Annotated in this window: 20 protein-coding genes; 7 read left to right on the plus strand and 13 right to left on the minus strand. The window is 65.8% G+C overall.

Annotated elements, in window-relative coordinates:
• Positions 1 to 94: 94 nt before the first annotated feature.
• The 4 genes from AC4D6D_RS16700 to AC4D6D_RS16715 all read right to left on the minus strand — a co-directional run bounded on the left by AC4D6D_RS16700 (position 95) and on the right by AC4D6D_RS16715 (position 5,822).
• Positions 95 to 925: an alpha/beta fold hydrolase gene (locus AC4D6D_RS16700; protein WP_147217647.1), complete on the minus strand. Its 831-nt coding sequence runs from the start codon at positions 923 to 925 to the stop codon at positions 95 to 97.
• A 131-nt stretch (positions 926 to 1,056) separates the two neighbouring features.
• A complete protein-coding gene (locus tag AC4D6D_RS16705) occupies positions 1,057 to 2,064 on the minus strand; it encodes a cytochrome d ubiquinol oxidase subunit II (protein ID WP_491328194.1) in 1,008 nt (335 codons plus the stop codon).
• Positions 2,061 to 3,449, minus strand: coding sequence for a cytochrome ubiquinol oxidase subunit I (locus AC4D6D_RS16710; RefSeq protein WP_491328195.1), 1,389 nt, complete (start codon positions 3,447 to 3,449; stop codon positions 2,061 to 2,063). Before AC4D6D_RS16710 ends, AC4D6D_RS16705 begins: the two co-directional genes overlap by 4 nt.
• Positions 3,450 to 3,461: 12 nt before the next feature.
• Positions 3,462 to 5,822 (minus strand): FdhF/YdeP family oxidoreductase, encoded by a 2,361-nt coding sequence (locus AC4D6D_RS16715; protein WP_491328196.1) that lies wholly within the window; start codon positions 5,820 to 5,822, stop codon positions 3,462 to 3,464.
• A gap of 295 nt (positions 5,823 to 6,117) precedes the next feature.
• Between AC4D6D_RS16715 and AC4D6D_RS16720 the strand changes: the two genes are divergently transcribed.
• Positions 6,118 to 7,332 carry a sensor histidine kinase gene (locus AC4D6D_RS16720; RefSeq protein WP_491328197.1) on the plus strand — a complete coding sequence of 405 codons (1,215 nt, stop codon included), beginning with the start codon at positions 6,118 to 6,120 and terminating at the stop codon, positions 7,330 to 7,332.
• On the opposite strand, the gene AC4D6D_RS16725 is transcribed toward AC4D6D_RS16720, so the two are convergent.
• From AC4D6D_RS16725 to AC4D6D_RS16750, 6 genes are all read right to left on the minus strand, one after another.
• On the minus strand, positions 7,296 to 7,919 hold the full coding sequence (locus AC4D6D_RS16725) for a carbonic anhydrase (RefSeq protein WP_491328198.1): 624 nt from the start codon (positions 7,917 to 7,919) through the stop codon (positions 7,296 to 7,298). The genes AC4D6D_RS16720 and AC4D6D_RS16725 overlap by 37 nt on opposite strands.
• A gap of 377 nt (positions 7,920 to 8,296) precedes the next feature.
• Positions 8,297 to 8,896 (minus strand): single-stranded DNA-binding protein, encoded by a 600-nt coding sequence (gene ssb, locus AC4D6D_RS16730; protein ID WP_491328199.1) that lies wholly within the window; start codon positions 8,894 to 8,896, stop codon positions 8,297 to 8,299.
• Positions 8,897 to 8,978: 82 nt separating this feature from the next.
• Positions 8,979 to 10,823, minus strand: a complete 1,845-nt coding sequence (gene feoB / locus AC4D6D_RS16735; protein ID WP_491328200.1) for a ferrous iron transporter B — start codon at positions 10,821 to 10,823, stop codon at positions 8,979 to 8,981.
• Positions 10,820 to 11,059 carry a FeoA family protein gene (locus tag AC4D6D_RS16740; protein ID WP_147217665.1) on the minus strand — a complete coding sequence of 80 codons (240 nt, stop codon included), beginning with the start codon at positions 11,057 to 11,059 and terminating at the stop codon, positions 10,820 to 10,822. Before AC4D6D_RS16740 ends, feoB begins: the two co-directional genes overlap by 4 nt.
• Before the next feature lie 225 nt (positions 11,060 to 11,284).
• Positions 11,285 to 11,938, minus strand: a complete 654-nt coding sequence (locus AC4D6D_RS16745) for a COQ9 family protein (RefSeq protein WP_491328751.1) — start codon at positions 11,936 to 11,938, stop codon at positions 11,285 to 11,287.
• 8 nt (positions 11,939 to 11,946) lie between these two features.
• Positions 11,947 to 12,579 (minus strand): ankyrin repeat domain-containing protein, encoded by a 633-nt coding sequence (locus tag AC4D6D_RS16750; protein WP_491328752.1) that lies wholly within the window; start codon positions 12,577 to 12,579, stop codon positions 11,947 to 11,949.
• Positions 12,580 to 12,679: 100 nt separating this feature from the next.
• On the opposite strand from AC4D6D_RS16750, the gene AC4D6D_RS16755 reads away from it, so the two are divergent.
• The 6 genes from AC4D6D_RS16755 to AC4D6D_RS16780 are packed head-to-tail and all read left to right on the plus strand — an operon-like array spanning position 12,680 to position 16,681.
• The gene (locus tag AC4D6D_RS16755) at positions 12,680 to 13,294 is read left to right on the plus strand and encodes an SCO family protein (protein ID WP_491328201.1); all 615 of its coding nucleotides are present in this window, start codon (positions 12,680 to 12,682) and stop codon (positions 13,292 to 13,294) included.
• Entirely contained in the window at positions 13,282 to 13,824 is a 543-nt protein-coding gene (locus tag AC4D6D_RS16760) for a YcgN family cysteine cluster protein (protein ID WP_491328202.1), read from the plus strand. Before AC4D6D_RS16755 ends, AC4D6D_RS16760 begins: the two co-directional genes overlap by 13 nt.
• A 3-nt stretch (positions 13,825 to 13,827) precedes the next feature.
• The gene (locus AC4D6D_RS16765; RefSeq protein ID WP_491328203.1) at positions 13,828 to 14,553 is read left to right on the plus strand and encodes a M48 family metallopeptidase; all 726 of its coding nucleotides are present in this window, start codon (positions 13,828 to 13,830) and stop codon (positions 14,551 to 14,553) included.
• A gap of 33 nt (positions 14,554 to 14,586) precedes the next feature.
• Positions 14,587 to 15,078, plus strand: a complete 492-nt coding sequence (locus tag AC4D6D_RS16770; RefSeq protein WP_491328204.1) for a hypothetical protein — start codon at positions 14,587 to 14,589, stop codon at positions 15,076 to 15,078.
• Positions 15,075 to 16,061 (plus strand): bifunctional diaminohydroxyphosphoribosylaminopyrimidine deaminase/5-amino-6-(5-phosphoribosylamino)uracil reductase RibD, encoded by a 987-nt coding sequence (gene ribD / locus AC4D6D_RS16775; protein ID WP_491328205.1) that lies wholly within the window; start codon positions 15,075 to 15,077, stop codon positions 16,059 to 16,061. Before AC4D6D_RS16770 ends, ribD begins: the two co-directional genes overlap by 4 nt.
• Positions 16,062 to 16,063: 2 nt before the next feature.
• Positions 16,064 to 16,681 (plus strand): riboflavin synthase, encoded by a 618-nt coding sequence (locus AC4D6D_RS16780; protein WP_491328206.1) that lies wholly within the window; start codon positions 16,064 to 16,066, stop codon positions 16,679 to 16,681.
• A gap of 207 nt (positions 16,682 to 16,888) precedes the next feature.
• Here the strand turns inward: AC4D6D_RS16780 and AC4D6D_RS16785 are convergent, their stop codons facing one another.
• From AC4D6D_RS16785 to bdcA, 3 genes are all read right to left on the minus strand, one after another.
• Positions 16,889 to 18,067 (minus strand): amino acid aminotransferase, encoded by a 1,179-nt coding sequence (locus AC4D6D_RS16785; RefSeq protein WP_491328207.1) that lies wholly within the window; start codon positions 18,065 to 18,067, stop codon positions 16,889 to 16,891.
• Positions 18,068 to 18,292: 225 nt separating this feature from the next.
• Positions 18,293 to 19,021, minus strand: a complete 729-nt coding sequence (locus AC4D6D_RS16790; RefSeq protein ID WP_491328208.1) for a DUF1134 domain-containing protein — start codon at positions 19,019 to 19,021, stop codon at positions 18,293 to 18,295.
• 345 nt (positions 19,022 to 19,366) lie between these two features.
• Positions 19,367 to 20,080 carry an SDR family oxidoreductase gene (bdcA, locus tag AC4D6D_RS16795; RefSeq protein WP_491328209.1) on the minus strand — a complete coding sequence of 238 codons (714 nt, stop codon included), beginning with the start codon at positions 20,078 to 20,080 and terminating at the stop codon, positions 19,367 to 19,369.
• Between the last annotated feature and the right edge of the window lie 52 nt (positions 20,081 to 20,132).

Here is a 20,132-nt window from a genome sequence, read left to right on the forward strand (position 1 = left end):
TAGAGGGATAAATATATTCGGTCGTATATAGCACCCCTTCCATGGTTTAGGATGGCGGAGAAGGCAGCCCCCTCCCCGCCATCGCAGATCCGCGTCAGTCCTTGATGAAGGCCAGGATTTCCGGATTGAGCACGTCCGCATGGATCGTCAGCATGCCGTGCGGATAGCCGGGGTAGGTCTTGAGCACGCCGCGCTTCAGCAGCTTGATCGAGAGCAGCGCGGCGTCGGCGATCGGCACGACCTGATCCGCCTCGCCGTGCATGACGAGGGTAGGAACTTCGATCGCCTTCAGGTCTTCGGTGAAGTCGGTTTCGGAGAACACCGCGATGCAGTCGTAATGGGCCTTGGCGCCGCCCGCCATGCCCTGCCGCCACCAGTTATGGACGGTCGCCTCGATGACCTTGGCGCCGGGCAGGTTGAAGCCGTAGAACGGCCCGCTCGCGACGTCGTTGTAGAACTGCGCGCGGTTGGCGGCGAGAGCGGTGCGGAAACCATCGAACACGGCGAGCGGGGTGCCGCCCGGATTCGTGTCGGACTGGACCATGATCGGCGGCACGGCTCCGGCCAGGACCGCCTTGGCGACGCGGCCCGGCTTGGCACGGGCGACATAGCGCGCGGCTTCGCCGCCGCCGGTCGAATGGCCGATGTGCACGGCGTTCCGGAGGTCCAGATGATCGGTGAGTTCGATCACGTCGGCGACATAGGTATCCATGTCGTTGCCGGTGTCGGTCTGGGTCGAGCGGCCATGGCCGCGGCGGTCATGGGCGATCACGCGGAAACCTTCGCCCAAGAAGTAGAGCATCTGGGCGTCCCAGTCGTCCGACGAGAGCGGCCAGCCGTGGTGGAACACGATCGGCTGCGCGTCCTTCGGACCCCAGTCCTTGTAGAAGATTTCGGTGCCGTCGGCGACTGTGATGGTGGGCATATCGAAGCTGTCCTTGGCTCTTGGTTGACGGTCGGTGCGAACCGACAAGCTTCCATGTGAGCAGGACATTCCATTCGGCGAGCCATGCGCGAGCATCACCGGAACTGGACTTTCGTATAGCCGCCCAGTTCTCAGAGCGTCTCGCGCGGGCCGATCTTGCCCCGGAACACCCAGTAGCTGTAGCTCACATAGGCCAGGATCACCGGCACGATCACGACTACCGCGCCCGCCACGATGGCCTGGGTGCGCGGTGCGGAGACGCCTTGCCGGATCGTCATCACGCCGGGGATCGCGTCGGGCCAAATGCTCGCCCCGATCCCGGCGAGGGAAACGACGAACATTACGATGCTCGCCGCGAAGGGCAGCCATTGCCGCTCGCCCCACAACCCGCGCCACACGGCAAGCCAGGCAAGGACGGCCGCGATCGGCAGCGGTACCAGCAGCAGGGCGGAGGGCCACGCGAACCAGCGCGCCGCAACGTGGGGGAACATGATCGGCGTCCAGATGCTGACCAGCGCGATGGCGGCGCCGGTCGCCAGCAGTGCCGGACGGGCGATCTCGCGCGCGAAGATCTGGGTATTGCCCTCGGTGCGCCAGATCAGCCAGCCCGCGCCCAGCAGCGCATAGCCGGCGACGACGCCAAGGCCTGTCAGGCAGGAGAACAGTCCGAGCCAGTCGAACGGTCCGCCCGAGAAATGCGCGTCCGTCACCCGGATATCACCGCCAATGAAGGCACCGAGCACGGCGCCCTGGCAGAACGCGGCCAGCACGGAGCCGGCAGTGAAGGCGATCGACCAGACGAGTTCGAGGAACCCTTCCTGCGCGCGGAACTCGAACGCCACGCCGCGCAGCACCAGCCCCAGCAACATCAGCGCCAGCGGCACGTAGAACGCCGGAAGCAGGATCGAGAAGGCGACGGGAAAGCCCGCCAGCAGCACCATGCCGCCCAGCACCAGCCAGGTCTCGTTGCCGTCCCACATGGGGGCGAGCGAGCGCATCATCACGTCGCGGTCGCTCGTGCGCGGCGCAAAGGGGAAGAGAATGCCGACGCCGAGATCGAAGCCGTCCAGCGTGACGTAGAGCGCGATCACCACCCCTGCGGCGCAGGCGAAGAACGTCGGAAAATCGATCCAGCTCATTGGTCCGCATCCTTCCGGGGCGAAGTCAGGCCGATCGCCCCGGCCTTGCGCCCGACGAGCGCGACCGGGCCGGGACTGGCCGGGCCCTTGAACACCATGCGCCCGGCGTAGAAGAAGAAGCCCAGCAGCAGCAGATTGTAGAGCAGCAGCGCGATACCAAGCGAGGTGGCGACGGCGCCGCCTGCCACCGGCGAAACCGCGTCGGAAGTCCGCAGGAAGCCGTAGACCACATAAGGCTGCCGTCCGATTTCGGTCACCATCCAGCCCGCGATCGTGGCAATGAAGCCCAGCGGCACGCCTGCCATGCAGACCAGCAGGAAGCGCCGCGAGGCGAAGAGACGCCGCCGCAATCGCAGCACCAGCCCGGTCACGGCAATCGCCAGCATGGCCATGCCGCAGCCGACCATCACGCGAAAGGCAAAGAACACCGGCAGCACCGGCGGCTGCTCACCGGGCGGAACGTCCTTCAGGCCCTTGATCGTGCCGTCGAGCGAATGGGTGAGGATGATGCTGCCGAGCAGCGGCACTTCGAGAGCGAAATCGTTCTTCTGCGCCTTCTGGTCCGGCCAGGCGATCAGGTTGATCGGCGCGCGCGACATCGTTTCCCAGCGCCCCTCGATCGCGGCCAGCTTCATCGGCTGGTACTGGCGCGTATTGAGACCCTGCTGGTCGCCGAGGACCATCTGCAGCGGCACCAGCACGACCGCCAGCCACAGCGCCAGCGAGAAGCAGGCCCGCGCCGCGTTCTGCTCCTCCTCGCGCCCGCGCCAAAGCCAGAATGCCGAGACGCCTGCCACGACGAACGATCCCGTCACGAAGCTGGCGGTCAGCATATGCGCCAGTCGGAACGGCATCGACGGATTGAACACGACGCCCCAGAAGCTGGTGGCGACGAAGCGGCCGTCCGGCGCGATCGTGAAAGCGGTGGGGGTCTGCATCCAGCTGTTGGCGCTGATGATCCAGAATGCCGAGATCACCGTGCCGGTCGCGACGATGGCGCAGGCGGCGAGATGGAACCGGTCGCTGACCCGGCCCTGTCCGAACAGCATGACGCCGACGAAGCCTGCCTCCAGGAAGAAGGCGGTCAGCACTTCCAGCACGAAGAGCGGGCCGATCACGTCGGCCGTCATGCGCGCATAGTTCGACCAGTTGAGTCCGAGCTGGTAGGAAATCACCACCCCGGTCACCACGCCCATGCCGAAGGCCAGCGAGAAGATGCGGATCCAGAAGCGCTGGAGCTGGCGATAGGCCGGATCGCCGGTGCGCAGCCAGGCAATGCCGAGGAAGACGATGAACCACGCCAGGCCGATGGTGAAGGCGGGCCAGAGGATATGATATCCCATGGTGAAGCCGAACTGGAGGCGCGAAAGGATCAGGGCAGACATCGAGAGGCGCTCCTATGCGGCGGCGTTCGAGGCGCGGCCGACGAGACCCTCACGCACGACCGTGCTGCGTGCCGCGTCTTCCGGACCGGCACGGCGCAGGCGCACCGGCATCGACTTGTAGGACGGCGTCAGGCAGTCGGGATCGTGATGCTCCAGCGCAATGAGCGGCTGGGTCTCGGGATAATAGGCCCCGCAGCAGCCGTCGGGCAGGTCGTAGCGCACGACCGTCAGCGCGCGGACGATGCGGTCCGGGCGCGCGAACTTAAGCGCCGCCTCGACATTGACCAGATCGCCTTCGGCAAAGCCCAGCCGCGCCATGTCGCGTTCATTGAGGAACAGCACGTCGCGCCGTCCGAAGACGCCGCGATAGCGGTCGTCGAGACTGTAGATCGTCGTGTTGTACTGGTCGTGCGAGCGCATGCTGGCCAGCCGCAGGACATCGCGGTCCTCGGCTGCCAGGTCTTCCTCCAGATGGTCGAAGAGCAGGAAATTGGCCTTGCCGGTCGGCGTCTTCCAGATTCGCATCGCCGCCGAATTGACCAGCTGGAACCCGCCCGGCTGCCTGATCCGGGCATTGTAGCCGGCGAAGTCCGGGAACACGCCCTCGATCTTGTCGCGGATCAGGGCATAGTCGCCGATCAGCGCGTCCCAGTCGACCGGCACCCTGTCGCCCAGCGTCGCCTGCGCGAGCTTGCCGATGATCCACGGCTCCGAGCGCAGTTCGCCCGAAGGCGGGTTCAGGAAACCGCGCGAGGCATGGACCATCGACATCGAATCCTCGACGGTGATCGACTGGATGCCGGTCGCCTGGATATCGGCATCGCTGCGTCCGAGTACCGGCAGGATGTAGGTCGCCTTTCCGGTTAACAGGTGCGTGCGGTTGAGCTTGGTCGCCATCGATACGGCCAGATCGAGATTGCGGAAGGCGGCGAAACAGGCATGGGGGTCCGGCGCGGCCACGGCCAGATTGCCGCCGAGGCAGATGATCGCCTTCGAAGCGCCGTCGCGCATGGCGGCGATGGCATGGACCACCGAATGGCCGTCGTTCACGGGCGGCTCGAAACCGAACGTGCGCCGGATGCCCTCCAGCAGGGCCGGTGACGGCAGTTCGGTGATGCCGACCGTCCGGTTGCCCTGGACGTTGGAATGGCCGCGCAGCGGGCAGATCCCCGCGCCGACCCGTCCCATGTTGCCGCGCAGGAGCAGGAGGTTGGCGATCTGCTGCACGTTCGCGGTGCCGGTGCGGTGCTGGGTGATGCCCATGCCGTAGCAGACGATCGCTGCCGTCGAACGCGCATAGGCCCGCGCGACGCTTTCCAGATCGGCGCGGGACAGTCCGCTCGATGCCTCGATATCCTTCCACAGCGCGGCGTCGAGGTCGCGCACGAAAGCATCGAACCCGGCGGTGTGCCCGGCGATGAAATCGTGATCGAGCACCCTCGCGCCGTCCTCGGCCACTTCCTCGCGGTCCATCGCCACCAGCGCCTTGCAGATGCCCTTGAGCGCCGCCGCATCGCCGCCGACCTTGACCTGGAAGTAGGTCGAGGCGATCGGCGTGGATGTCATCGTCGCCATTTCGAGCGGCTCCTGCGGCGCCTGGAAGCGCTGGAGCGCCCGTTCCTTGAACGGGTTCATCACCACGATCGTCGCCCCGCGCCGCGACGCCGCATGCAGCGAGGTCATCATCCGCGGGTGATTGGTGCCGGGATTGTGTCCGATCGAAAGGATGAAATCGCAGTGGTCGAAGTCTTCGAGCGTGACCGTGCCCTTGCCGATGCCGATCGAGCGCGGCAGGCCCACCGAGGTCGGCTCGTGGCACATGTTCGAGCAGTCGGGGAAGTTGTTGGTCCCATACCCGCGCGCGAACAGCTGGAACAGGAAGGCCGCCTCGTTCGAGGCGCGACCGGAAGTGTAGAATTCAGCCTGGTCGGGGCGGTCCAGCGCGTTCAGGCGCGCGGCGATATCCGTGATCGCCTCGTCCCACTCGACCGCCTCGTAATGGTCGGTCTCGGCGTTGTAGCGCAGAGGATGAGTGAGGCGCCCCTGCCCTTCCAGCCAGTGATCGGGCATTTCCCATAGCTGCGAGACGCTGTGCTCGGCGAAAAATTCGGGCAGAACCCGCTTGGCGGTCGATTCCCAGGTGACGGCCTTGGCACCGTTTTCGCAGAACTCGAAGGCCGAGGTATGCTTGGGATCAGGCCAGGCGCAGCCCGGACAGTCGAACCCGTCCGGCTGATTGTTCTTCAGCAGCGTGCGGGTTCCCTGAGCGACGATCTGCTCCCGCTTCAGCGCGATCGCGACGGCCTTCAGCGCGTCCCAACCACCTGCTGGTTCGTCGTACTCGCGAATTCCATCGGGGCGTTTCCTGTCCATGCATGACAAGTGAGGCGCCGACCCTGCCATCGCTTGTAGATAAGCCGCATCTTGTCACGGAACCGATGCGGAATCAGGCGGAGAACGGAACTGTCCATTGCAGGGCGATCGACGGTCAGTGCCGCACGGGCTTCGTTTCGGAACCGCAGAATCGTCCAATACAGGATGACGACTATCGTCGGATAGCTGTCGGCCTCCTCCAAACCGGAAACCACCGTGCCCCATTCGCCGTTCCACCGCATCTCACTGCACATCGGTTACAGATCCGCCGTTCCCGGACAGGGCGAGAAGCGGAATGCTTGACCGGATCTGCACGGCGATCTGGGAACTGGATCCCGCGCTCTTTTTCGCCGACACGGCGCTGGCTACAACGACCTTGCGCGTCGTTCCACGATCGGCTCTGATTTCCTGCAACCGCAGGGCGCACGAAATGATGGAACGGCTCGCGATCCTGACGCAAGCCTGCGATGCGGAACTGGTCTTGCCGATGGACGGCAGCGCGATGGCAGGCGCGGTTCAGGCCCGTCTTGCGGGCCGCCCCGGGTTCGACCACGATGTGCGGATCGCGTTCGGCGATGAAGTGGCATGGTTCCATCTCTCGCTGTCCTTTCCTGCATCCGGCGAGCCGCTTGCCCCCGTCGTGATGAGCGTCATGGAGATATCCCGCTATCGGCGCGAAGAATCCGACTTGAGCCTCGCCCGCCGCCGGCTCGAACAGGCGTCGCGCGACATGAGCATGGTCCATCTCGCGCGCAGCGTGACCGATGCGGTGAGCCAGCCGTTGACCAGCATTCTCTTCAGCGGTCGTGCGGCACTGACCAGACTGTCAGAGAGCAACCATGAATGCGCCGACCTCAGGGCTGACATCGAACGCATGCTGATCGCGGCATCGCGCTCCGCCGAGATGATCCGGCAGGCGCGCGACTTTGCCGAAAAGCGGGAAAGCGAACGCGAAATGGTGACCCTTTCGGACGTGGTGGCGCATGTCATGACGCAGCTCGAGGGGGAACTTTCGAAGCGCGGCCTAAGCCTGCACGTCGATATCGCCGACATTCCCCAAGTCACGGCCGACCGCATCGAACTGCAGCAGGTCGTGCTCAATCTCCTTCTCAATGCCATGGACGCGCATCAGGACGCCGAACAGTTCGCCCCGATCAGGCTTTCCGCTGGGATGGGAGACAATGCGCAAGTGGTCGTCTCCATCGCCGATCAAGGCAACGGGATCGCACCGGATATCGCCGACCGCATATTCGAACCCCTTTTCACCACGAAGTCCGGCAATGTCGGGGTGGGTCTGGCGGTGTGCCGCAACATCGTCGAAGCCCATGGCGGCGAAATCTGGGTCTCGACCTCGCAAGGGCCGGGCACGACGGTGAGCTTCACCCTGCCAGTACGCGGGTGGCCGAAAACGCATCATGAACCTGACGGGGATGCGCGGCCAACCGGCCGCGCATCCCTGCATGGAGAATTACTTCAGAGCCAGCGAACCCGGCCCGTGGCAAGCTCGTAGACTGCGCCGACAACCTTCAACTCGCCGCTCGCCTGCGGATCGAGCAGCATCGGTTCGGAATAGGTCTGCAAGCGTTCGACCATGCGCCGAACGTTCTCTTCGATGGCCGCGTCGACCAGCTTTTCTTCTCCGGCATTGCGCTGCGCCGCGAGGACGGCCGGAATGATGGGCTCCACCATGCGGCCGATGCTGCCGGGAAAGCGGACGTCCTTCGTGACCACGTCTGCCGCCGCCGCGACGGCTCCGCACTTTTCATGGCCCAGGACGACGATCAGCGGCACTTTCAGGACGGCCACGGAGTACTCGATGGACCCCATCCCCGCAGCGTCCACGTTGTTGCCGGCGGTTCGCACGATGAACAGTTCACCGAGTCCTGCGCCGAACAATTGTTCGGGGCCGACGCGCGAATCCGAACACCCCACCAGGGTCGCGAAAGGCTGCTGCCCCTCCGCAAGCGCCAGGCGGCGCTCACGCGATATGTCGGATTCCGCAGGCCGGTCAGCCACGAAAGAGTCGTTGCCTTCGATCAGCCGCTGCAGCGCCTCGTCCGGTGTCGGCTGAGCTGGAAGCATACCGCTTGTCGCCATGAGAATTCTCCTCGTTGATTTGCGCGAACGGACCGGGAGATGGTCATCTTCGATCACAAGCGATTGGCTCGTTTGTGACGATTGATGTCCGACGAAACGGCCATTGCGCAAGCTTCAATTTGGCAGCCTGCGCGCCCATTCCGGCGAACACAAGACGTTCGCTGTCAGGTGTACGGCCTGAGGACGACCGAAAGAACTTGCACCTGCTTCGCCTCGGGACCGGTACTTGCGAGTGCTGGCAGATTCTCGGATGTCGGTCGGGGGCGTGATCGCTTCTGTCTTCCGGGAAGCCCCAGAAGGAAAGTGTCGATAGGAAAAAAGGCCCGTTCCCTCTCGGAAACGGACCCTCAAACCACAGATGCGCTGCAAGGTGCGCCTTAGAACGGGATATCGTCGTCCAGATCGTCACCGAAACCGCCGCCGCTGCTGCTCGTGCGGCCCCAGTCGCTGCCGCCGGACGAACCGCCCGAGGACGAGCCGCCGCTCCGGCCCCAGTCGTCGCCACCGGAGGAACCGGCCGGCGAACCGCCCGAACGGCCGCCGCCGTAGCCGCCGCCCGAAGAGCCGCCTTCGTTCCAGCCGCCGCCGGAACCGCCACGTGCACCACCACCGCCGCTGCCGCCCTGGGCGCCGTCGAGCATGGTCAGCACGCCGCCGATGCCGCCAACCGAAACTTCGGTGGTGTAGCGATCGTTACCGTTCTGGTCCTGCCACTTGCGGGTGCGCAGCTGGCCTTCGATGTAGATCTTCGAACCCTTGCGCAGGAACCGCTCGACCACGCCGACCAGGCCTTCGCTCTGGATCACGACGGAGTGCCACTCGGTGCGCTCCTTGCGCTCGCCGGTGGCGCGGTCCTTCCAGTTTTCCGAGGTGGCGATGCGCAGATTGGCAATGCGCCCGCCGTTCTGGAACGACTTCACTTCGGGATCGGCTCCGAGGTTGCCGATCAGAATGACCTTGTTGACGCTGCCTGCCATGAGGGAATCGCTTTCCTGTATAAATTCGGCGAACGGGTTAGCGAATGGGGCGTCCCCGCGCGAGTCCGTCGAAGCGGGTTGTCTACAACCCAGCCTCGACCGCGATCCAGTAAGTCACACCCGCCGCCACATAGGCAAGGCCGAAGAGGTAGGCGAGCATGAAGACCGGCCACTTCCAGCCGTTGGTCTCGCGGCGGGTGACGGCGATGGTCGACATGCACTGCGGCGCGAAGACGAACCAGGCCAGGAACGCCAGCGCCATCGGCAGGGTCCAGCGGCCTTTCAGACGGTCGCCCAGTTCCACGGCCTGCGCGTCCTCGTCGTCGCCGGCATCGACGGCATAGGTCGTAGCCAGCGAGGAGACCGCCACTTCGCGCGCGGCCATGGCCGGGATCAGCGCCAGCGCCATGTCGCGATTGAAGCCGATCGGCTCGACCACGACGGCAAGGCCATTCGCCAGCTTGCCCGCGATCGAGGCATCGACCTGGCTTTCGCCCGGTTTGGCCTGCGGGAAGTTGAGCAGGATCCAGAGCACCACGGTGACGGTGAAGATGATCGTGCCGGCGCGGCGCAGGAAGATCCAGGCCCGCTGCCACAGCCCGATCGCCATGTCCTTGAGCCGGGGCAACTGGTACTTCGGCATCTCCATGATGAAGCCCGAAGCCGCGCCCTTGGTGATCGAACTGCGCAGCAGCAGTGCCACCACCATGGCCCCGACGATGCCCGCCACATAGAGGCCGAACAGCACCACGCCCTGAAGCCCGATCCCCCAGCCAAGGTTGGTATTGGGGATGAAGGCGCCGATGATGACGGCATAGACCGGCAGGCGCGCCGAACAGGTCATCAGCGGGGCGATCAGGATCGTCGTCAGCCGGTCCTTGGGATCGGTGATCGAGCGGGTCGCCATGATGCCGGGAATGGCACAGGCGAAGCTGGAGAGCAGCGGAATGAAGCTGCGCCCCGAAAGCCCGACATAGGCCATCAGCCGATCCATCAGGAACGCCGCGCGAGCCATGTAGCCCGAGGCTTCCATCGCCAGGATGAAGGCGAAGAGGATGACGATCTGCGGCAGGAACACCACGACCGAGCCAACACCCGAGATCACCCCGTCCGTCAGCAGGTCGCGCACGAGGCCGGGCGCCATCGCGCCCTTTACGGTGTCGTGCAGCCAGCCCGCGCCCGCATCCAGCCCGTCCATCAGCGGGGTTGCCCAGGCGAAGACCGCCTGGAACACCACGAAGAGGAAGGCGAAAAGAATGATCGGCCCGAGCCAGGGGTTCAGCAGGACACTGTCGAGCCGCGCGTGCAACCGGTGCTGTTTCGATTCCGAGAGGATCGCGGCATTGGCCATGGCATGGGCGGCGACGCGGCGCTCGGTCGGCCCGAGGTCGGTAAGGCCCGGCCCGGCATGGCGGCTTTCGGCGGAAGCGATCGCCTCGCCCAGTTCGACGAGGCCGCGGCGACGCACCGCGACGGTCGGCACGACCTTCACGCCGAGTTCCTCTTCCAGCACCGCGGCGTCGAGCACCAGCCCGTCGCGTTCGGCCAGATCGACCATGTTGAGCGCCACCACCGAAGGCTTGCCCAGCGCCAGCAGTTCCTGCGCGAAGACGAGGTGCTGTTCGAGGTTGGAGGCATCGAGGACGATGACGAGGACGTCCGGTTCGGCCTCCCCGGCGAACTTTCCGGCGATGACCTTGGAGGTCACTTCCTCGTCCGGGCTGGTGGCGTCGAGACCGTAGGCGCCGGGAAGGTCGGTCATTTCCACCGGCTCGCCGGTCGGCAGGACCATGCGGCCCGACTTGCGCTCCACGGTGACGCCCGGATAGTTGGCGATCTTCTGGCGCGCGCCGGTCAGCGCATTGAACAGCGCGCTCTTGCCCGCATTGGGGTTGCCGACGAGGGCGATCTTGCGCTGGCGGCTCATAGCGGCGAGACCTCCATGGCATGGGCATGGGCCCGGCGCACGGCGATGGTCATGCGGCCGATGGCGATGGCGATAGGATCCCTGCCCCCCGCGACTCCGCGATGCGCCACGGAAACGGTCGCCCCTTCCTCCAGTCCGAGTGCGCGCAGGCGCTTGGCTTCTTCGGGAACAAGGGCATTCCAGTCCACTGCGACGATTCGAGCGCGCTGGTCGATGGGGAGCAGATCGAGAGTCATGCGGCTCCGCTGCCAGATCGGCGCAGCGATTGCAACTTGTTCGCAATAACTAACGAACCTGACTTCGATCGGATCGCATCGGCAGCGCCGTCTGCGGAAGCATCGCTTCCTTACAGTCTCGTCATTGCGAGCGTAGCGAAGCAATCCAGAGTCCTTGCAGAGCCGCTCTGGATTGCTTCGCTACGCTCGCAATGACGAAGGGGTTTCTGACGACGAAACCTCAGATCAGCGCGCGGGGTAACGCAGCCGACCCAGCAGGCGCACCAGGCTGATCCGTTCTTCCGGCGCGCGGAGGAACTGCGCCTTGGTCTTCTCGAAGCGGATGATCCCCTCGATCCGGCGGTCGAGGAAGGCACGAGTCTCGGCCTTGTCCTCGCTCTTGTCGGAAGCGAAGACCCGCAGCGTGGCGGCGTAGATGCCGCCCAGGATCGTGCGCTTGGTATAGTGGTTGTAGTCGGTCGCAGTATCGCCCGCCAGGCGCCACATGGCATCGGCGCTGTGCCAGCCGAGCCGCAGCGACGTGCGCAGGTTCTGCGGCATCGCCATGATCGTCAGCGCCCGGTTCAGCGCTTCCTCGCGGCCCGCAACGGCATCGAGCCGCGCCATCACCAGGCGGCGGATACGCTCGCGGATGGACACGCCCGCCAGCGAGGAAGCCGGGGTGGTGCGCTCCATCTGCTCGTCGACATGGCTGACCCAGGCGGCGATCATCGCCATCTGCCCGTCGCGGAATGCGAATTCGGCAAGCGCGGTGTCGATGTCGGCCATCGCGGCGGCCTGGCGCACCGCGTCCATCGTCCAGCCATCGAACACGGCGGCGTCGGCAATGGCGGGGGCGAGCTGACGGCGCAGCGCCTCAAGAGTTTCCGGCTGTTCCATCATGGTTCTCAAAACGTCGGGCCGTAGATCGCCTTGGCCTTGCCCGCGTTCTTCTTCGCATATTCCTCGACGAGGTTGGCGAGCGAGCTGCCGCGCGCTTCCAGCGCCGCGTAGTCGCGCGCGTTGCGGCCGGAATTGTCGGCGCGGTTGGGGTTGGCGCCGGCTTCGAGCAGCGCCTTCACCATGTCCGCATCCTTGCGGTGGACCGCGAAGATCAGCGGCGTTTCACCGGCGTCGTTCGAGGTGTCTGGATTCGCCTTCTGCTCCAGCAGCAGCGTCACGCCCTCGCGCCAGCCCAGGCTGACCGCGACAGCGAGCGGCGTGCGCCCGCGATCGTCGGCGGCGTTGACATTGGCGCCCTTGCCGATGAGGAAGCCCAGCCAGGTGGCATCGCGGCGATTGGTGACGATCAGCAGCGCGGTCTCGCCGGTGGACACGTCCTTGGCATTGACGATCTGGCTGTTTTCGCTGAGCGCCTGCTCGACTTTCTCGCCTTCCTTCTTCTTCACAGATTCCAGGAACTTGTAGCCGTCGGAGAAATCGGCGTGCGCCGGGGAAGCGAACAGCACGCTTGCCGCGAATGCGGCCAGCACGGCCCTGACAGGACCCGCTTTCAGGATTCCGCGCGAGCGCTGCGACATGGTCTTCGACACCTTCATTACCTCCAGACAGACAGAGGGGCCGTGAAAACCGGCCTTCCCTTCCGGCATCGCACCCTTGCACCGCAGGCTCTAGCAGAGCATGAAGCGCGGCGCCATGACATACCTGCTGCGCCGCATTGCACCGATCGCACTCGCTCTCTCGCTGAGCGTTACCCTTGCCGCCTGCCAGCAGAGCGCCACCGAAGCGCCGCCGCTGGAAGGCGCGCAGATCGGCGGGCCTTTCACCCTCAGCGACAAGGACGGCAAGGCCGTTACCTGGGACACGTTCAAGGGCAAGTGGCGGGTCGTCTACTTCGGCTATACCTTCTGCCCGGATGCGTGCCCGATGGATGTCCAGGCGATGATGCGCGGGTTCGCGCTGTTCGAGAAGGCCCATGCCGCCGAGGCCGCGAAAGTGCAGCCGATCTTCATCACCATCGACCCCGAGCGCGACACCCGCGAAGTCGTCGGTGAATGGACCGCCGCCTTCGGCCCGCGTCTCTACGGCCTCACCGGCACGCCTGCGCAGATCAAGCAGGCGGCAGGCGCCTTTGCCGTGTACTACAAGAAGGGCGAATCGACTCCGGGCGGCTATCTGATGGACCACAGCCGCATTGCCTACCTGATGGACCCGGACGGCAAGCCGATCGCGATGCTGCCGGTCGACAAGGGACCGGAAGCGGTTTCGGCCGAACTGGCGAAGTGGGTGAAGTGAACGCAGTCAAACCTTCCGGGACCAAGCCCTTCTGGGAACGCCCGATCGAGACGCTGAACCGCGAGGAGTGGGAAGCGCTCTGCGACGGCTGCGGCCAGTGCTGCCTGCACAAAGTGGAAGATGCCGATACCGGCGAAATCTACCACACCAACGTCGCCTGCAAGCTGCTCAACCTCAAGACCGCGCAGTGCAGCGATTACCCCCGCCGTCACAAGTTCGTGCCGGATTGCCTGAAGCTCACCCCGAAGTCGGCGGGCAATCTTGCCTGGCTGCCGCCGAGCTGCGCCTATCGCCTCCGCGCCGACGGCGATCCGCTGCCCGAATGGCACTACCTCGTCTGCGGCGACCGCGAGGCGGTGCACAAGGCGGGCATGTCGGTGGCGGGCAAGGCGATCAGCGAGACAGTCGCCGGTCCGCTCGAAAACCATATCGTCTGGCCCTACGGCGAAGATGAGGACGAATATCTGGAAGCCGAAGGCCCGGCACCCTGGGAAGTCGAACAGGGTGAAGTCGAACGGGAGACCGACTGACCCGTGCTCGACTGGCTGCGCCGAGACCCCACCGAAGAGCCGATGATCGAACTCGCCGGGCGGCAGGTCCCGGTGGTGATCCGCAGGCTGGCGCAGGCCCGCCGCATGACCATGCGCCTCGCGCCGGACGGCAGCGAAGTCCGCATTTCGGTCCCGCGCTGGACCCGCAGCGAGGACGCGCTCGAATTCGCCCGTTCCAAGCGATCCTGGCTGGCCATCCAGATCGAGGCCCTGCCCGAGGCGCGCGTGCTTTCGGACGGCGCCATGCTCGATTTCCGGGGCCACCGCTTCACGATCCGCCACGACAGCGCCCTGCCCCGCCGCCCGGTGCCCGACGACGGCTTCCTGCTGGTCGGCGGGCCGGAAAGCTCGCTCTCCGCGCGGCTCAAGCGCTGGCTGGAAGGCGAGGCACGCGACGTACTCGCCACCGATCTTACCGAATATTGCGAGCGCGCCGGACAGCAGACGCCCTCGCTCTCGCTGTCGAGCGCCGCGCGGCGCTGGGGAAGCTGCGCCGCCGACGGCTCGATTCGCATCAACTGGCGGCTCATCATGGCGCCCGACGCGGTGCGCCGTTCGGTCGTCGCCCACGAAGTCGCGCATCTCGTCCACTTCGACCACTCGCCCGCATTCCATGATTTTCTGGGCGAAATCTTCGAAGGCAGCGTGCCTTCCGCCAATCGCTGGCTGAAGGAAAACGGCCGATCTCTCTATGTACCCTTCGGGTAGCGTTCGCGCGCATTAGTCCCTACATAGCGCGTCATGGCTCTGTTCAAGCGTTCCGGTTACTGGAAAGACGTAAACCCCGTCGGCATGATCGCGGATTTCCGCGAGGTGTGGAAGCAGGCGGGCGGCAACCGCTGGCGGATCGCCGCGGTGTCCGGCGCCTGCACGTTCTCGGTCTTCTACCTGATGTCGACCCAGGAGGCGCGCGGGCCGCACCCGCCGCCGAAGATCACCTATATCTCGGTCCTGCCCGCGCACCGCACCGACGCCGAGATCCTGGCCTCGAACATCGAGAACCAGAAGCGCAAGGAAGCCTGGGCCGCCGAGCAGGCCAAGCGCGACAAGGAAGTGCGCGAAATCTACAAGACCATCGGCCGCTATTCGGGGATGGACGTGGACAAGATCGCCCGCGACGCCGAAGTCGAGGAAGCCGCGCGCAAGAAGGCCGAGGCCGACCGCATCGGCAAACCGCGCCTGCCCGAAGGCCGCACCCTGCCGCAAGTCGATCAGGTTCCCACACAGCAGTGACGGACGACGCCCGCTGGCTCGCCGCCGCGGCGGCCCTCGCCGCGCGCGCCCGGCCTGCGAGCCGCCCCAATCCCGGCGTCGGTGCGGTGCTCGTGAAGCATGGCAAAGTCGTCGCGCGCGGCTGGACCCAGCCCGGCGGCCGTCCCCATGCCGAAGCGGTGGCGCTGGCCGCCGCCGGTGATGCTGCACGCGGCGCCACCCTCTACGTCACGCTCGAACCCTGCGCCCACCAGTCGCCGCGCGGCCCCGCCTGCGCCGACCTCGTCTGCGCTTCCGGCGTCGCGCGGGTCGTGATCGGCTGCATGGACCCCGATCCGCGCACGTCCGGCGCCGGTCTCGCCCGTATCCGGGCAGCAGGCATCGCGGCGGAATACCTGCCCTCGCCCGCCTGCGAGCGCAGCCTGACCGGCTATCTCATCTCCAGGCGCCTCGGCCGACCGGAAGTGACGCTGAAGCTCGCGCTCTCGCTCGACGGCTGCATCGCCCTCGCCAGCGGCGAGAGCCAGTGGATCACCGGCCCACAGGCCCGCGCCCATACCCATGCCATGCGCGCGAAAGCAGACGCCATCCTGGTCGGCGGCGGCACCCTGCGCGCCGACACCCCGCGCCTGGACGTGCGACTGCCGGGACTTGAAGATCGCAGCCCCCAGCGCTGGGTGCTGACCCGAGGCGAAGTCCCGCAAGGCTGGAACCGCCTCCCTTCGCCGCAAGCGATCGCGGAGATGGAGGGCATCCAGTACCTCTTCGTCGAAGGCGGCGCCGGTGCGGCTTCGGCGTTCCTGCGGGCAGGTCTGGTCGATCGCCTGCTGATCTACCGCGCCCCGATCCTCGTCGGCGGCCGCCCCGCCCTCTCCGACTTCGGTCTCGCGCGCCTCCATCAGGCCCATGGCCAATGGCGCCTTGCCGAACGGCGCCAGCTTGGCAGCGACACGCTGGAAGTCTACGAGACCACCCATTCATCAGAGCAGCCGCTCGAAAGGTAGCCATGTTCACCGGAATCGTCACCGCCGTCGGCCAGATCCGCGAAGCCCGCCAGACCGGCGACTTGCGCGCCGTCATCACCTGCCCCTTCGATCCCGCCCATATCGCCATGGGCGCCTCGATCGCCTGCTCGGGCGTCTGCCTGACGGTCGTGGACAAGGGCGGCGTGGCGGGCGACGCCTGGTTCGCGGTGGACATCTCCGCCGAATCCGTGTCGCGCACCGTCGCGAACCGCTGGGCAGAGGGTACACCGCTCAATCTCGAACAGGCGCTGAAGCTGGGCGACGAACTGGGCGGCCACATCGTCACCGGCCATGTCGATGGCGTTGGCACCGTGGTGAGCATCACGCCGGAGGGCGATTCGCTGCGCTTCGTGATCGCGGCACCGGCGGAACTGGCGCCCTACCTGGCGCCCAAGGGCTCGATCACGGTGGACGGCGTCTCGCTGACCGTGAACGACGTGGCCGACCAGAGCGACGGCACCTGCCACTTCATGCTCAACATCATCCCCCACACCGCCGAAGTGACGACCATCGGCGCACTCAAGGCGGGGGACGGGGTGAACCTCGAAATCGACGTGCTGGCGCGGTATTTGCAGCGGATGCAGTCGCTTCGCGGGTGAAGAACTGAAAGTAAAAGCAGGGGAGCATAGCCCCCCCCTGCACCCCCAGGACTGTCGAGGTCATGCGGGCCGACGGCGTCGTGCGCCCATGGCTACGTCGGGAGACTTATTGGCTACGCCGCAAGGAGCACACGTCGAATCTGCGCGCGCGACGCAGACGGTAATGGGGGGGCAGGGGGTCTAGACCCCCTGCCTTATCCTTGTTCTTCAAGCCGTCACGTCCGCAACAGCGGCGATGAACTTGTCGATGTTGCCCATCGTCAGGCCCGCCACGTTGATGCGACCCGAGCCCGCCATATAGACGCCGTGCTTGGTGCGCATGGCAAGGACCTGGTCCTTGTTCAGCGGCACGATCGAGAACAGGCCGTTCTGGCCGCCCATCGGCGTCAGGTCGGCCGAACCGGCGGTGCCGGCTTCGGCCAGCTTCGCGCGGACTTCGCGCATACGGTCGCGCATTTCGTCCAGCTCGGCCAGCCAATCCGCGGTCAGCGCCGCGTCTTCGAGGACGAGGCGGACAGCAGCACCGCCGTGGTCTGGCGGCTGCGACCAGTTGGCGCGGGCGAGGTTGTGGCCGTTCGACATGACCTTGGTCAGATCAGCCGGATCGGCAACCATCGCATAGAGCGCGCCGACGCGGTCACGGTAGAGGCCGAAGTTCTTGTCGCACGAATAGCAGATCAGCGCTTCCGGCACGGCGGCGAGCACGCGGCGCAGGCCGTAGGCGTCTTCTTCCATGCCCTTGCCCAGGCCCTGGTAGGCGAGGTCGAGGATGGGGAGGATCTTCGAGGCGGCGACCAGGCCCGCGATCTCGTCCCACTGCTCGTTGCTGTAGTCGATGCCGGTGGGGTTGTGGCAGCAGCCGTGCAGCAGGATGGCGTCGCCTTCCCGGGCGTTCGCGATGGCGCCGCGCAGCGCGTCCATGTCGGTGGTGCCCGAAGCGAGGGCGTGGTTGAATTCAACGACTTCAAGGCCGAGATCGGCGCAGATCTGGGCGTGGTTAGGCCAGCTGGGAACGCCGACGATGATGCGGTGGTAACCAGCACGCTTTACCATGGCGAGCGCGAGGCGCAGCGAGCCGGTGCCGCCGGGGGTCTGCATGCCTTCGATGCGACCGCCCATGGAGGGGTCGGCCTTGCCGAAGACGTAGGGCATCAGCGCTTCGACGAAGCCCATGTCGCCCTCTGGCCCGAGGTAGGCTTTCGAATCCTGCTCGGCGACGAGTTTGGCCTCTGCGGCCTTGATCGAGCGGAACACCGGCGTGTCGCCCTCACCGGTGCGGTAGACGCCGACACCAAGGTCGATCTTGTCCGCGCGCGGATCGTCGTTGTGGAGCTTGATCAACGCAAGAAGCGCGTCGGCGGGCTGTTGCTGAAGGTTCGTAAGCATGGCGGGCGGGCCTTAGACCGAGCCGCCGGAGCGCGCAATGCCGGATCGACCGGGAATTGCCGAGAACCGCAAAATTATCGCGCCCGGCAACCGTGGACATCAGGCACGAGGAAATTTTGTTTGGAACCCGTGAAAGATTGCAAACATCGGGACCGTCTTGAAGACGGTGATGCGGCACCGGCCTGAGCAGATGCCGCATATTGCCGCAGGCGGCAGTCTACCGCCTCAGAACGGCATCCAGCTCTGCTTGTGGGTGAACTTCATGTAGCCGATATTGGCGCCGAGACGCAGGCCCGCGCCGGCCCGCACCGGAATCAGCACGATATTGCCGCGCCGCAGGTAGCTGACGGTGAAGCCGCCGACGAGATAGGCCTGCCCCTCGCCCGCGCCGAAGCGGTGATAGAGATCCTCGGTGTCGTAGAGGTTGTAGACCAACACGAATGCATTGCCCGCATTGGCACCGGCGTCGAAGCCGATCGACGGCCCGGTCCAGTAGACCGGCTGCTCGCCCTCAACCTTATGGTAGAGCGTGCCCGAACCATAGCGCAGGCCGACGGCGAGCGCGCCGCCGCCTTCGCGGCCGATGATATAGCCGTTCGGCTCGCCCTGCTTCTTGAGCAGGTCCTCGATCACTCCGGCCAGTCCCTTGGCGCCCTTGCCGAACACGCCTTCGGCCGCGCCGATGAGATCGTCCTGGTGGTAGGTCGTCGAACTGTCGTTCGGTGCCTGCGTGGCCGGAGGGGCGTAAGCCGTGCCGTTAGTGGGCGATTCGACCGGCGTTCCGTTGCCCGGATAAGGCGAGGGCGCATCGACGGGCGGCTGCGATTCGGCGGGGGGCGAATAACTCGTGCCGGCGCGGCTGTTGCCGCCCAGGTCGCTGTCGATAGCGGCATCCGGGTCTACGGTCGTTACTTGCGCCATGGCAGGCGCGAGCGGCGCGACGAGAACCAGCATGGCTGCGATGGCCCCGCCAATTCTCCGGTGCAAGCTAACCGTCGCTCCCCTGGCGGCGATTTGCGTGGTGAATGACATCTGGTGGCCCTCCAATGGCGATCCCGTAATTCGCGCGGCAGGCGCGCTTCATCACGCGCAGTACCGCATGTCACTAGAGAATCCATAGCGCATGTCCCCGCAATGAACGGGCGGCAGATCGACTCCGTTTTGCGGCAGACTGAATCGACTGGAAACCATGGCTGGCGCAAACTCCCGCCAGGAGAATTTTTCGACAAAGGGCGCGATCAGGTGCTGGCTTGTGCGGTCGGATAGCAGAACATCGCGCCCGATGTGAAAAGACTGCCCTTATGCTCCGAAGCCGCCGTCGATGGTCTGCATCGACCCGGTGATCATGGCGCCGTGCGGCCCGGCGATGAAGGCCGCATATTCGGCAATCTCGTCCGGCTTAGCGTGGCGCTTGATCGCCATGAAGCTGTGCATGGTGGCAGCCATCGGGCCTTCCGCAGGGTTCATGTCGCTGTCGGTCGGTCCCGGCTGGATGCTGTTGACGGTGATGCCCCGCTCACCGAAGTCGCGGGCCAGTCCGCGAACCATTCCCTGCATGGCGGCCTTGGTAAGGGCATAGGCCGCGCCGCCCGCGAAGGGCATGCGGTCGCCGTTGACCGATCCGATCACGATGATGCGGCCGTTATCGTTCATCTGCCGCGCGGCCTCGACGGCAGCGTGATAGGGCGCCCGGACATTGACGTCGATCATGCGATCGATCGCATCGGCATCCAGGGTCAGGGGATCGCCGAGAACCAGCGCACCGGCATTGATGACGAGGACGTCAAGCTTTCCCCGGCCCGCGACGGTCGCGGTCAGGGCGTCACGGTCGGCGCTGTCGGTCCGGATCGCCTCGGCCCCGCTTGCCTGCGCCAGGGTAACCGCCGCCTCGCGCGATCCGGCGTAAGTGAAGGCGACCTTGCCGCCGTCGCTCGCGAAGCGGCGCACCAGAGCCGCGCCGATGCCGCGACTGCCGCCCAGCACCAGAATGTTCTTGTCAGAAAAATCGCTCATGATCTGTCTCCATTTTCCGGCGGAATGGTCTCGACCGGCTTTTCGGTGCGGC

It is taken from the genome of Novosphingobium sp. BF6 (assembly GCF_058273105.1).